Annotated in this window: 10 protein-coding genes and 1 riboswitch; of the genes, 8 read left to right on the top strand and 2 right to left on the bottom strand. The window is 39.0% G+C overall.

The window, feature by feature from the left end; genetic code table 11:
* Window positions 1-44 precede the first annotated feature (44 nt).
* The 3 genes from FNT16_RS15100 to FNT16_RS15090 all read left to right on the top strand — a co-directional run bounded on the left by FNT16_RS15100 (window position 45) and on the right by FNT16_RS15090 (window position 1,837).
* Window positions 45-425 (top strand): hypothetical protein, encoded by a 381-nt coding sequence (locus FNT16_RS15100; protein WP_143872361.1) that lies wholly within the window; start codon window positions 45-47, stop codon window positions 423-425.
* A gap of 68 nt (window positions 426-493) precedes the next feature.
* Window positions 494-1,177 carry a hypothetical protein gene (locus tag FNT16_RS15095; RefSeq protein WP_143872360.1) on the top strand — a complete coding sequence of 228 codons (684 nt, stop codon included), beginning with the start codon at window positions 494-496 and terminating at the stop codon, window positions 1,175-1,177.
* Window positions 1,178-1,213: 36 nt separating this feature from the next.
* Window positions 1,214-1,837 carry a GNAT family N-acetyltransferase gene (locus tag FNT16_RS15090; protein ID WP_143872359.1) on the top strand — a complete coding sequence of 208 codons (624 nt, stop codon included), beginning with the start codon at window positions 1,214-1,216 and terminating at the stop codon, window positions 1,835-1,837.
* 2 nt (window positions 1,838-1,839) lie between these two features.
* Here the strand turns inward: FNT16_RS15090 and queC are convergent, their stop codons facing one another.
* The gene (queC, locus tag FNT16_RS15085; RefSeq protein WP_143872358.1) at window positions 1,840-2,502 is read right to left on the bottom strand and encodes a 7-cyano-7-deazaguanine synthase QueC; all 663 of its coding nucleotides are present in this window, start codon (window positions 2,500-2,502) and stop codon (window positions 1,840-1,842) included.
* Between the two features lie 70 nt (window positions 2,503-2,572).
* On the opposite strand from queC, the gene queE reads away from it, so the two are divergent.
* Complete coding sequence (gene queE / locus FNT16_RS15080) at window positions 2,573-3,238, top strand: 7-carboxy-7-deazaguanine synthase QueE (RefSeq protein ID WP_143872357.1); 666 nt, start codon at window positions 2,573-2,575, stop codon at window positions 3,236-3,238.
* Window positions 3,239-3,469: 231 nt separating this feature from the next.
* Window positions 3,470-4,375, top strand: a complete 906-nt coding sequence (locus tag FNT16_RS15075; protein ID WP_143872356.1) for a PhzF family phenazine biosynthesis protein — start codon at window positions 3,470-3,472, stop codon at window positions 4,373-4,375.
* A gap of 99 nt (window positions 4,376-4,474) precedes the next feature.
* On the opposite strand, the gene FNT16_RS15070 is transcribed toward FNT16_RS15075, so the two are convergent.
* Entirely contained in the window at window positions 4,475-6,835 is a 2,361-nt protein-coding gene (locus FNT16_RS15070) for a glycoside hydrolase family 2 TIM barrel-domain containing protein (RefSeq protein WP_143872355.1), read from the bottom strand.
* A gap of 353 nt (window positions 6,836-7,188) precedes the next feature.
* On the opposite strand from FNT16_RS15070, the gene FNT16_RS15065 reads away from it, so the two are divergent.
* The 3 genes from FNT16_RS15065 to FNT16_RS15055 all read left to right on the top strand — a co-directional run bounded on the left by FNT16_RS15065 (window position 7,189) and on the right by FNT16_RS15055 (window position 13,524).
* Window positions 7,189-9,948 carry a TonB-dependent receptor gene (locus tag FNT16_RS15065; RefSeq protein ID WP_143872354.1) on the top strand — a complete coding sequence of 920 codons (2,760 nt, stop codon included), beginning with the start codon at window positions 7,189-7,191 and terminating at the stop codon, window positions 9,946-9,948.
* A gap of 86 nt (window positions 9,949-10,034) precedes the next feature.
* Window positions 10,035-12,410: a glycoside hydrolase family 2 protein gene (locus FNT16_RS15060; protein WP_143872353.1), complete on the top strand. Its 2,376-nt coding sequence runs from the start codon at window positions 10,035-10,037 to the stop codon at window positions 12,408-12,410.
* A gap of 91 nt (window positions 12,411-12,501) precedes the next feature.
* The gene (locus FNT16_RS15055; protein WP_143872352.1) at window positions 12,502-13,524 is read left to right on the top strand and encodes a LacI family DNA-binding transcriptional regulator; all 1,023 of its coding nucleotides are present in this window, start codon (window positions 12,502-12,504) and stop codon (window positions 13,522-13,524) included.
* A 54-nt stretch (window positions 13,525-13,578) separates the two neighbouring features.
* A riboswitch (cobalamin riboswitch) is annotated at window positions 13,579-13,768 on the top strand.
* Window positions 13,769-13,823: the final 55 nt, after the last annotated feature.

Here is a 13,823-nt window from a genome sequence, read left to right as displayed (position 1 = left end):
CTGACTGACACAAATACTCTAATAATTAAAAGATACAGCGAACTATGAAGCAAAAATCTTTAGATTTGCATGAATCTGCAACAACTCAATCAAATACGTCTGCGCAAAAGCCAAATAACCTGCTAAGTCGACGGTTAAATTTGATTGATTTATCGCTGATAACTGTGTTGCTATTAACCCTATATTTAATTTTTAGCAGTGGTCAACAAAAAAGCAGCCATCTGAGTTACTTTGCGGCGAGTGATAAACTGTCTGAATTTGTTGTCGAGTATCAAACAAAAATTTCATTACAGCAAAACGCCTTTACCATTGCACAACACACACAAGCGTTAGAAAAAACGAACGCTTTGCTGGCCGATACCTATGTTTCTGAATTAGCCAAAACGAATTACCAAGCCCCCAAGCACGCATTAATGCACTTTTAGATGACAAATTAGCTTTAGATACGCTCGAAGCCCAGCGACTTGAAGTAAATCAATACATAAGTCAACAGTTGGCCAATGTATCGCTTGCAAAAGTGAGTTTTCATCAAGCAATAAAAAAAACGGTAGAACGTTTTCAATTGTATAAAGCAGAAAATTCATTTGCAGAAATTACCGCTAATGCCAATCAAACGGATCTCTTTAACGCTTTAAATCAAAAACAAGGTGAAGAAAAATTTGAAGTATTACAAAGTTCTGCGCAACAACTTTTACAGAATATAGAATCTATTTATTACAGCCAGAATTTAACGCAACTCACTGAGTTTATAAACAAGGCTAAATCAAGTCAGTCACTATTTTTAAAAAATAATGCAGACTTTGCCGATATGCCAACACGGTTAGCATTGAAGGGCTGGTATAAAAAACAACAGGAAATAGGGCTGTTTGATTTAACAACGGCTGAAAACAAAATGCGCCAGCAGATAAAAAATATTAGTAATACAGAGAGTATTACAAAAGAAATTGCCGAGCTATTAACTGAAATTGGTAAAATAGAAAAGCGCCTATCCCTTCATATATTACAATCATTACTGAACGCTGGTGCTCCGAACTTTGTTTATTGGTCGATGTTGTTACTCCTTATTCTGTTGTTGGCATTGCGTTGTTTCAGTATAAATTTAAACTTTTCTCCATCTGAGACAAAAAATATTCAAGCGCAATTGAAATCACAGTTGAAAAATCTAAAAAATAGATAATGCTTAAAGCATAATTGACAATATAAGCGGGAAAGCATGGAAAATACGATAGAACAGCTTAGTGCAGCCTATTTATCGGGCGAAGATATAAATATCGCGAGTTCATTGTTGTATTTAGCATATCACGATGACCCTTTTTTTATGGATTGTTTTAAACACGAAGAAGAAGGTTACGAACAAAGACTCAGAGCTGCTATTCGGGAAGAGCTATCTATTTTTTGGGAACAAATGCAACCAATGATAGGGGTTTATGACGAAGACGATCACTTGCTCGCTGTTGCTTGTTTAATTGAACCAGATAGCAATTTTGGCTCTAAACGGTTTTGGCATTGGCGATTAAAAATGATGTTGACAGCCGGCTATTTATCAACAAAAAACTTAATCGACAAAGAAGAAAAGGTACGAGCTGCAATCCCTTACAGTTATTACCATTTATTAGCGTTCGTTGCTGTACATCCAAACCATCAACACCATGGCGTCGGCCATTATTTGATGGAAGCTATTGACTCAATGGTAACGGATGATGAACAAACAGATGGCGTGGGCGTCTTGGTGACCGTACCTAAGTACGAGCGTTTTTTTGATCACGCCAACTACCATTTAATCAAAACAATTAAAGTTGGAAATGTTGACGCGAGTTTAATGTTTAAAGAAAAATAACTTTATTCATAAGATAACGGATCTGGTGTATTGTTAAGTGAAAAAGCTTCTAGGCGCTCAGTACAGGCGCCGCATTTACCACAGGCTTTTTCTCTACCGTTATAACAGGTCCAAGTCTTACTGTAGTCTAGGCCCATTTTTAAACCATCCGTTAAAATTTCAGTTTTGCTGTGATGTAAATACGGCGTGACTATCTCAATCGGCTGATAATCTGCTATTGCACATACCGCTTTCATTTTTTCGACAAATTCAGGGCGACAATCTGGGTAAATGGCATGGTCACCAGCATGCGCACCATAAAATACTTTTGCCGCTTTTAACGATACCGCATAGGCTGTGGCCATGGATAATAAAATCATATTGCGATTTGGCACAACCGTCGATTTCATATTATCTTCTTCGTAATGGCCTTCCGGGATTTCAATATTGTCGGTTAAAGAAGAGCCACCTAAAAGTTGATTGATCGCAGATATATCGATGACTTTATGTGGTATATCTAACTGCTGACAAACCGATTTTGCATACTCGACTTCTTTCACATGTTTTTGCCCATAGTTGAAAGTCAATGCAAAAACTTCATACCCTTGTTTACGGGCAAGATTAAGCACGGTAAAAGAATCCATTCCACCAGAATAAATAACAACTGCTTTTTCTTTTTGTGACATGCTTTCCTCGAGAATTAGCCTATAATGCGGCGTTAAGTGTACTTATTAGGTTAAAGGTTACAAGCCAAATATGAATTATCCGGTAAACGAAATTTTCGAAACCATACAAGGTGAGGGCGCTAAAACCGGCGTACCATCAATATTTATCCGACTACAAGGCTGTCCAGTTGGATGTTCATGGTGTGATACAAAGCATACTTGGGAACTGAACGATAATGAAAAAGTAAGTGTAGAGAACATCATAAATATCTCGAACGCTTCATCTATGTGGGCCGAGCTTGACGAAATAAGTTTACTGGCAAGATTAAAGCACTACTCAGCTAAGCATGTGGTCATCACTGGCGGCGAGCCTTGTCTTTATGACTTGCGTCCACTTACCGAAACGCTGAATAAAAACGGTTATACCAGTCAAATTGAAACAAGCGGTACTTTTGAAATTTTTACCGATAATTCCACTTATGTGACTGTTTCTCCAAAGGTAGGGATGAAAGGCGGATTTAAAGTATTGCAAAGCGCGATTAATCGCGCCGATGAAATAAAACACCCGATAGCAACAGAACAACATATTGAAGATTTAAAAGCGTTACTAAAATTAAGAAACAGTTTAGATGATGTATGCGTGTGTTTGCAGCCAATCAGTCAAAAACCAAGAGCGACTGAACTGGCGATTCATCATTGCATTAAAAATAACTGGCGATTATCTGTGCAAATGCATAAATATTTATCGATTGATTAAAGCGACCTTTCTGTTTGTTTATTGGCCTTTAAAAGACTACAAATAGCAAGGCTGATTAAGCATAAGTTTTTGTATATGCTACGCTTAAAACGCAATATAAGTGTGCAACCATGCCCAAATCAAGAGCACTAAATTAGGGATCTAATTCATTAATTTTAATAAACATACAAAATATCGTATTTGGCGTAAATTTTGTATGCATTTTATCGAATTGTATACAATGGAGTATTCATGGCTATTAAATTTTATACGGTTGACGTATTCACCAAAAAGCGTTTTGAAGGCGCGCAGATTGCCGTCGTACCAGATGCAACCGACTTAACAGAACAACAAATGTTATCTATCGCTGAAGAATTTAACCTTTGGCGTACCGTTTTTATAACCCCAAGTGATAAAGCCAAAAAGAAAATACGCATTTTCAACGGCAAACGAGAATTTGAATTTGGTGGTCATCCAACAATAGCCGCTATATATACCCTAGCTAAAACGGGTGAATTAGCTTTAAAGGAAGGTGAAAATCAATTCACGTTAGAAGAAGTAAACGGCAGTGTAGAATGCATGGTCAAGGTTGAAAATGGTGAGCCTGTTTTCAACCAGTTTACGACAAAGGCACAACCAGAATTTGATCGTTTTACGCCAAGTGCCGAAGAATTAGGCGAGATGCTGTCAATCGAAAGTTATCATTTTAACGTAAATGGTTTCACGCCTTTGCTGGTTGCCACTCATATGCCATATTTAATTGTACCGGTTGATAGTTTTGAATCACTCAAAGCGGCGCGATTTAACTATGATGCTTGGGCGCGATCAGCAGCACCTGCGACCTGCGCAAATGCAATTCTTTTGTTTAGTGGGAAAAGTGCATTTTCAACCTCAGATTTTCACTGTCGACTCGTTGGGCCTGTTTTTGGTATTCATGAAGATCCACCCATTGGAGCTGCGATACCTGCTTTTTCTGGTTATTTAAATCAATTTCCGATTTACTCAGAGTTGCCAGCTAAATATGTTGCAGAGCGTGGGGCTCACCAAGGTCGCAGAAGTTATTTACATGTAGATCTGGTGAGTAATGTAGAAGGTGAGCTTACGGTCAAAATTGGTGGTAATGCAATATTATCTTCCGAAGGCCAGCTGTTTATTTAATATCATACTTAATATCATATTTAGTATCGTTAGATTTATCGGCTAGAAATTGCTAGCCGATTGTCTTAAACCTAATACCTAATATCTAATACTTAACACTTAATAGAAGACACGCTTTTTAATATTTTGACCACTTTTCGTTTTACCCGTCAGCTCAAACGAAAATTGAGCTTTTAACGAATCAGCTTTGATTACCGCAACAGCCTGTCCTTTAAAAGTGCTACGGCTATTTTGTTTAAAGCTTTCATCTATCGCAGGGTGTCCGTTACCAAATCCAATCAACTCAACATCACCATCAATCTCTAAATTTACCACCATATCCTTTGACCAATGGGTTACCGGATTAGCTTTATCATCGGCAAGTTGAACGGTGATATAAAAAAGTGTTTCGTTATAATCAGGGTGTTTATAAGGCTTAACCTCCGTTAAAAATTGTGCGACGTTATCTGCGGTAACAAGTTGATAGGTTTTCTCTATTTTACCATTTTTCAAACCGCGTACTTCTAGCGTGCCTTGCAAATAATTAACCTGATAAAGCGTTTTAAATTGGCTTTGCTCTGAAACGGAGTGCACGCCCTGAGATTCTCCATTGAGCACCAATTCAACTTGTGGGTATCTTGAATACACCACAACATCCAGTGTTTTGTTTTGCTGTTCGGGCCAATACCAGTTCGCGTGTAAATCTTCCTGTGTCCACATTAAAAACCAATCTTCAATGGGAGCTGGCTGCAACGATAACTCAGGGCTTTTAACAAATGCGGTGAGTTTATTTTGTCCTGTATCCCATAAAACATCCCGATAAAATGCTGCCGGTCGCTTAAACCCTAAAGCGTCCATTTCACCACAATATGCTAAATGCCATGGATAAGGGCCGATTCCTTTCCATTCAGGTTTATACCCGGTCCAACCGATTGATGCTTCGCCTAAATAGTCCCAGCCAGTCCAAACAAAATCTCCAATCACATAAGGATGCTGCAAAACATATTGCCAGTTTTCAAATGCTTTATTCGAATAAGATTCAGACGCATACATTAAGCGTGATGGGTTTCGTTTTCTATCTTGCTGATAATTATGTTCTTGATAGTTGTAACCGACAACTGAAAAAAGTGAAAGAATGTCATCTGAGGCTTCACCAGAAAAATTAGCGCCTATAGTCACCGGGCGTGAGATATCTAATTTTAAAATTTCATCTCTTAGCATTTTAGCGGTTTTAGTACCAAGCGGCTTCCATTGTTCTGGTATTTCATTGCCAATGCTCCACATAATAATGCTGGGGTGATTAATATCGCGCAAAATAAAGTTATGCAAATCTCGCTGCCAGTCTGAAGAAAAGACAGATGAATAATCGTTCACATGATCCCATTTTTTTTCGTTCCACGAATCAAACAGTTCTGTGATGATTAAAAGGCCAATGCGATCTGCGGCTTGTAAAAATGCTTTTGACGGTGGATTGTGTGAAGTGCGTACCGCGTTATAACCTGCATTTTTTATTAAAAGCGCTTTGCGATATTCTGCTGCAGGGTGGGCGGCAGCCCCCAACATATAATTGTCATGATGGATATTCATACCTTTTAATAAGACGGGTTCACCATTTAGTAAAAAGCCAGATTTGCCATTAAATTCAATTTCTCTGATGCCAAAATCATAACTTTTACTTTGCACTTTTTTGCCACCGACAAACACGTTTTGTATCAAAGTGTATAATTTCGGGTTGTCTAAATCCCAACGTTGAATATCGGATAGTTGCAAACGAGTGTTAATTTCGGATTCACTCGCAGCCTGTCTAGTCACTCGCGATTTAACTAATTTATCGCCGTCAAATACATAGTGTTTAATATAAATAGGTTGTTGATTGTCATTTACAATAAGCGTTGATATGTCTAATGTTGCCGAGTTATTTTGTATCGCGTGCGTTAGGATCTGGCTACCTTGATGCGCAATATGTGTGTTATTTACAAACTCTAAGGTTGCAAGCCGGTAAATACCCGAACCTGAATACCAACGGCCATTTGAATGATTGTTTTCAACTCGCACCTCGATATGGTTTTTGAATCCGAAGCGAATATGTTTTGTGATATCTAAAGTAAACGAAGTATAACCATTGTATTGACCACCCACCACTTTACCGTTGACATAAACTGTAGACTGCATATAAATGCCGCCAAAACTAAGATAAGCAACTTTATCCGCGAAAACCTCGGGGATATTAATGCTCTTACGATACCAGGCAACACCGCCTACAGTATAACCCGTGTCATACGCATCAATAGAGTTTTTATCAAAAGGGCTATTTGTACCTGGGATATCTTCAATTGACCAGTCGTGTGGTAAATCAACCAGCCGAGTATCATTTTGTTTATTTTCGCCTAAAGAAAACAACCATCCTTTATTGATATCGATAGATTCAGCAAATAAAAAGGAGGACCAAAATAGCGTCAACAGAGATAAAATTTTATGCATGTTTTTTATGTTCTCTAATTATTAATTCGGTTGATTTTTACAAACCCGAATCAGTTTTAATTTGTCTTAACAGTGACACAAGGTAATCGATTACCCAAAAAAACCACAATCCCAAACAAATAAAAACCCAATAAAAAACAAATTTTTAACAATATAGTTCCAAAAATGGTTTTTAAGGCGCTTAAAGTAAGCAAAAACTTATATTGCTCAGCTCTAAATTACAAAAAAACACAATTTGTTAAAAAACAGATGGAAAACGCTTACCCTTAGTGTTATAAAGTAAATAGAAGATCCATTAAATAATAATAACAACGGATTTGACACACTTTCTCAAACAAATTTGTGAGGCTTGTATGAAAATTAATTTAAAGAAAACAGCAGTAGCGCTCAGTATCACTCAGCTTTTATGTGCAGGGAACGCATTGTCAGCTGAAAATAGCGAAAATGAAATGTCTTCGGATATCGAAGTAATAGAAGTAAAAGGTTTTGGTGCCACGTTAGGTAAAGCTTTACGTGAAAAACGATATTCTCAATCAGTGGTTGAAATTATATCTTCAGATGATTTGGGTACTTTGCCCGATGTCAGCATAACTGATTCATTGGTTCGTCTGCCTGGCATTGCTGCATCACGAGATAGAGGTAATGCCAGTCGTATTTCAATTCGCGGGATGGGACCTCGTTTAAATGTTGCAACCATGAATAACCGCGAAATTGTTTCAGCTGAGCCAAGCCGGGATGTGCGGTTTGAACAATTTCCGGCTGAGTTAATAGATTCAGTTGAAGTTTATAAAAGCCCGATTGCTAGCAAAGCAGAAGGGGGTATTGCGGGTTTAGTTAATATGAATTTTGTTAGCCCGTTATCTAAAGATAAGCGCATCATTAATATTGGTGCAAGTATGATGAAAAACCAATTAGGTGACGATTTACCCGGCACCGATGGTAAAGGGTACAAAGCTAATTTCAGTATTGTCGATCAAGTTTCTGATTCATTTGGTTATGCCTTTGGATTGACGTATCAAGATCAACCTTCATTAGAGCGAGGCATTGAATCTTGGGATTATAATAATGCTGCAGATCGCGGCGATTTAAATGACAATCAAATTCTAGAAGATGCGCCTTGGGGCATGATGGTTAAAAGCAAACGCGGTGAAAATGAAAGAACCGGTGGTTTATTAATTTTAGAGTGGCAACCAAGCGACAGACTCAGCATTAAAACAGATTTGTTTTATTCTCAATTTGACATCCGTGAACTGGATGATCAAATGGGCGCGGGTGACTTAGGTAATTGGCAAAATGGTGGTTCAGATGCATACAAGGCTTCAGCAGTCGAGCCGCTAATTGTAACTAAAGCCAATGGTGAAGAGCACTTAGTCGCCGGTAGTCAGAAAAACAATGGATTGGATGTTTCTACGCCGACTTGGTTTCAAACCAATGAAATGTTAAGCGCCGGTGTGAATGTTGAGTATGTGGGAGATGTGTGGACGACAAAATTAGATGTCGGTTTTTCCGAAGCGAGTATTGAGTCGGTTTGGGTGGATGTTAATCCGGTTTATGTGGGTGGGGATTACGATTTAGGTTTTGATATTCAAGATCCGCAAACGCCCAAACTAATCGTTCACAGTGGTGATATAAGCAGTCCAGAAAAGTATAGTTTAGGCGTTGTGCAGTCCGTCGATAATTGGGTTGAAACCTCTCCTGGGGTGTGGGAAAACCTACCCGTTGAAACTTATGTCGGAGCAACTATGGAAGGTAATAACGACAGAGTGCTCAGCGATGAAATGTATAATATCAATTTAGATTTTTCACGTGACTTGGATTTGGGTATTTTCAGTCAGCTCAGTTTTGGTGCGCGTATCACAGATCGCAACAAAGAAAATGACGAAATTAACACTTGGGTGCGTACTGCAAAACAAGACCATGGTTTAACAAATTATGGTACGAGCTATTCAATTGGCGGTGGCTACCACGCACCGGATATTTATACATTTAACAACTGGAACCTCGTTGCGAATCAAGCATTTGGTGGCGCAACGAACCCAGCGGATAACCGAAGTGATAAAAACTTACTCGCATCTTGGTTATTAGAAGAAACCAATACAGCCGCTTATGCAATGTTAAATATGGTTGGTGATATTGGCGATATTCCATTTAGCGGTAACATCGGTATACGCTATGCGAAAACTGAAGTCACATCGACTGGTCATCAAAACGAAGGTGGGTTCTGGACGCAAGACCAAGATGGAAATTGGTATGAAGTGCCATTAGTAGTAGCGCCTGTTTCAATCGGTCATGACTATAGTGAATTTCTCCCCTCATTTAACATGATCTTAAATCTGACGGAAGATTCGCAAGTGCGCATCGGTGCTGCACGTACTATGTCACGTCCACCATTATTGGAAATGCGAACCGGTTATACCATTGATCCAACGACACAACCACCGTCTGCAAGTGGTGGTAACCCTAAACTAGACCCATATATAGCTGACCAGTTTGATATCGGATACGAATATTATTGGGGTGAAAGTTCAGCTGCTACCATCAACTTTTTCTACAAAGATTTAAAATCACATATCGGCATTGATTCAGGCACTATTAATGTGGGCGACGACAGCTATGCCTTTACTGGTACCGTCAATGGTGATGGTGGGGTTATCAAAGGTCTTGAAGTTTTATATCAACAATCTTTCGATATGCTGCCAGCGCCGTTCGATGGCATGGGTATCTTCGCTAACTACTCATATACAGATAGCGGGGTACAAGAGTTTAAACCGGACAATAACCCTTACAATTTAGGTGGTTTATCTAAGGATATCGCCAGTGCAACACTGTGGTATGACAAAGATGGTTTTGATGCACGCGTTTCTGTTAATTACCGCAGTGAATACACAGGGATTAATAGTTGGACACCTTCAAGAGTGAATTTAAACTCTTCAGAAACAACTGCTGATGCAAGTGTTGGCTATTTTGTAACAGACAATCTTAAAGTGACGTTACAGGCACAAAACTTAACAAATGAAAAATCCGTTACTTATTGGGATAACGATTATTCAAAACTTGCTTTCAATGTTGAATGGGGCCGTCGTTACTTAATTGGTTTCCAGTACACACTGTAACTCGCTAACGAATCGAAAATAAATAAGTCGCTCTAAATTCTAGTCTAAGACGATTAGGGCGCATTCTAAGTTTTTATAAGAGGTAAATGATTTTGCGTACAGAACATAAAATATACGGGCTTGTCTTGTCACTGTTTTTGTCTGGTTGTAACTTAACTCAAGAAGTATCAGAGACAGCCGAATTAAATAATGTCAGTGCTCAGGTTATTAATATCAACAAGGGATGGCAGTTCACAAAAAGCGAGCAGGACATCAAATTTGATACTTTGCCAACACAATCGTGGGACGAAGTAGACTTGCCACATACGCCCAAAATAGAGCCTATGGTGGTCAATGATCAGTGGCAAGGGTTTAGTTGGTATAAAAAAGAAATCGATATTCCTAAACATTGGCAAAAGAAAAAACTTATTATCCGTTTTGAAGGCGCTATGAATGCTGCCAACTTATGGGTGAATGGCGAAAATATTGCCAGCCATCTAGGTGGCTATTTACCATTTGTAGCGGATATTACTGACCATGTGGAATATGGTAAAACCAACCATATTTTTGTTAAATTAGATAACAGAGATAATTATATCACCGGACCGAAACCTCTTGAGTTATTAGATTTTAATACCTACGGTGGTTTGTATCGTGGTGCAACCTTGCATGTTAAAAACTCTGTATTTATTACCGATGAAATTCTGGCCGATGAAATAGCCTCCGGTGGTATTTTTGTTTCCTATCCAGAAATAACAAATGACAAAGCGATTGTCGCGATTCAAACGCATATTGAAAATATTGAATTCTCAGCGCAGACGATCGATGTGGTGCAGAATTTAATGTTTGAAGGTCAATTGGTCGAGAGCACTAGACAAACAGTCACATTGGATGCCAATAGTCAAAAGACAGTTAAACAAACGGTCAGTGTAATTAACCCTAAATTATGGCATCCAAACAATCCTAATTTATACTCATTAGAAACTGAAATTAAAAACCAGCAACATAGTTTAGAAAAACAACAAACTCGAATTGGTATTCGCAGCTTTGCTTTTAACGATAAACATGAGCTGCTGATCAATGGTGAGAAAATCTTCTTGCGTGGTGTTAACCGACATCAAGAATATCCGCATGTCGGTTATGCCTTATCACCTCAAGCAGATTATCGTGATGCAGTAAAAATTAAATCTGCAGGTTTTGATTATGTGCGTTTGTCGCACTATCCACACTCAAAAGACTTTATAAAAGCGGCAGATGAATTAGGTTTAGTCTTAGTTGATGCGATATTAGGCTGGCAGTATTTTTCGCCATTCCCAGAATTCCAAGAACAAATCGTGCAAACCTGCCGAGATATGATTCGACGAGATAGAAATCACGCGAGTATTATGGCGTGGGAATGTTCACTTAACGAATCCTGGATGCCTCCATATTTCACTAAAACGTTAAATGACGCGGTACATTCTGAATATCCGGGATCTTACTCTGCAGGCTGGCAAACAGATTTTGATATTTTCTTTCAGGCAAGACAGCATAGATTGCAACATTATGATGAGCCGAGCCAACCCTACAATGTTTCTGAATATGGCGATTGGGAATACTATGCTCAGAATGCAGGATTGAGCCAAGATTCATGGGCTGATTTAAAGTCTGAAGAACGTACAAGCCGACAATTATTGAGCCATGGTGAAAAACGCTTATTACAACAAGCGAGAAATATTCAAGAAGCGCATAACGATAATTTAAAATATCCAGCACATGCAGATGGTTATTGGGTCATGTTTGATTATAACCGAGGATATGCAGATGATTTAGAATCATCAGGGGTAATGAGTCTTTTCCGTTTACCTAAATACAGTTACTATTTTTATCAAAGTCAACGCGCTCCAGAGATCCGTTCAACTGATTACCAGTCTGGCCCAATGGTTTTTATTGCCAGCGAATGGACGGAAAAATCCAGCATTCCAGTCAGAGTGTATAGTAATGCAGAAGAAGTTGAACTTTGGTTAAATGGACGTCTAGTTAGTCGCAATAAACCAACAATCAATAAATTATCAGATGAACTACCGCATCCGCCTTTTGAATTTGATTTGAACAAATTTATTGCAGGTGAGTTAGTTGCAAAAGCCTATATTAATGGCGTACAGGTTGCTGGGCATACGGTAAAAACACCAAAAACCGTTACTCAGATTAATCTGCGATTAGACAAAAGTGGTGTTGCGCCAACAGCTGGTGTTAAAGATACCGTATTTATTTACGCACAGTTAAAAGATGATGCGGGTACCACTGTTCCTATAAACCACGAAAAAGTTATGTTTGAAGTCAGCGGTGACATTCAATTTATTGAGTCGACCAGTCGAACGACAGAGCAGGGGATTGCCGCAGGCTTATTGCAAATGGGCAATAATTTAACAGATGCAAAAATTCGCGTGAGCTACCCAGCGAAAAACATAACATCTAAATGGGTTAGAATATTAGACCTATAAAAAGGTAACCCTTTACCTTATCGTTTACCTAATTTATGATTGCACTTATATTAATTTTATAAGTTAGGTAAACGAAAAGGGTTTACGTTAAATGGTCACAATAAAAGATGTTGCAAAAGCGGCAGGTGTTTCTACTGCCACCGTATCGCGAGTGGTGCATAATGGTGGGCAAGTTGGAGACGAATGTCGGGCGCGCGTTAAAAAAGTAATAGAAGAATTAGATTACCGCCCCAACGTTAACGCGCAGGCATTGGTTAAACGCACAACCAATACAATTGGTTTAGTGACCCCCAAATTGTCGATGTCATTTTTTGGCACGCTGGCGTCTGGTGTTGAAACAGCCGCGCGCGACAATGAATATAAACTATTAATGTCTAATTCCTTATATGAAACCTCAACTGAGCTGGATGCGATAAATTCACTGCGAGAACATAATTGCACTGCAATCCTATTGCATAGCGAATATTCAGATGAGCAAACCCTGATAAAACTCACTAAAGACATTCCCGGACTGGTTATCATCAATCGTTTTATTCCACAAATTGGCGATCGCTGTGTTTGGTTAGACAATAATTCAGGTGGTATACAAATAGGCGAATATCTGATTGAAAAGGGACACCAAGAATTTGCCGTAGTGACCAGTATTTACCAGAATAAAGATCCAGAGCTCAGAGTTCAGGGATTAAAAACCGCATTAGCAAACCATCAGTTAGAACTCGACACAGATTTAGTGGCTGAAAGTACGGCCAATATAGAAGGCGGTGAAATTGCAGCCAAAGCGCTACTTGAATCCGGCAAGAAATTTACCGCGGTGGTCGCCTATAACGACTTAATGGCAATCGGTGCGATGAATGTTTTACAAGATGCTGGCGTCAAAGTACCAGAAGAAGTCTCGGTAATTGGCTTTGATAATCTATTTGTTACCCAAGCCTGCCGCCCTAAGCTGACCACCATGAGCTATCCGGTAGAAGAAATGGCGGCTTACGCCACCGAGCTGGCTATAAATTTAAGTCAAAACAAAAATAAAGTTAAGAACCGGACGCATTTATTTATGCCGTATTTGGTCGAAAGAAATTCTGTGGCGCAAGCAAAGGTTGTCGATCAGACACGTTAAAACTGAAAGCACAAAACGAGCTTCATTAAATCGCATTAATAAAACAAACTAGGCGCAAAGCAGGTTTATTGCTAAAATGCGCCGCTTAGATTTAGGAATGCTGTGCAAATCAGCAACTGTACCCGCAACTGTAATCAAGGCTGGTAACAAATAAACCACTGAATTGTGAGGTTTCACATTAAATTCGGGAAGGTCTGTTATCGGGTTATCTTTGAAAGTCAGGATACTAAATCAAACAAAATATGTTCAACTACAGGTTGAGCCAGATTTCGTGCGGGAAAACACGAATATCGGCAGCT

The organism is Catenovulum sediminis (genome assembly GCF_007289895.1).
GTDB lineage: Bacteria > Pseudomonadota > Gammaproteobacteria > Enterobacterales > Alteromonadaceae > Catenovulum > Catenovulum sediminis.
Note: the sequence above shows the minus strand (reverse complement) of the source record. Positions and strands in the feature narration are given on the sequence as shown.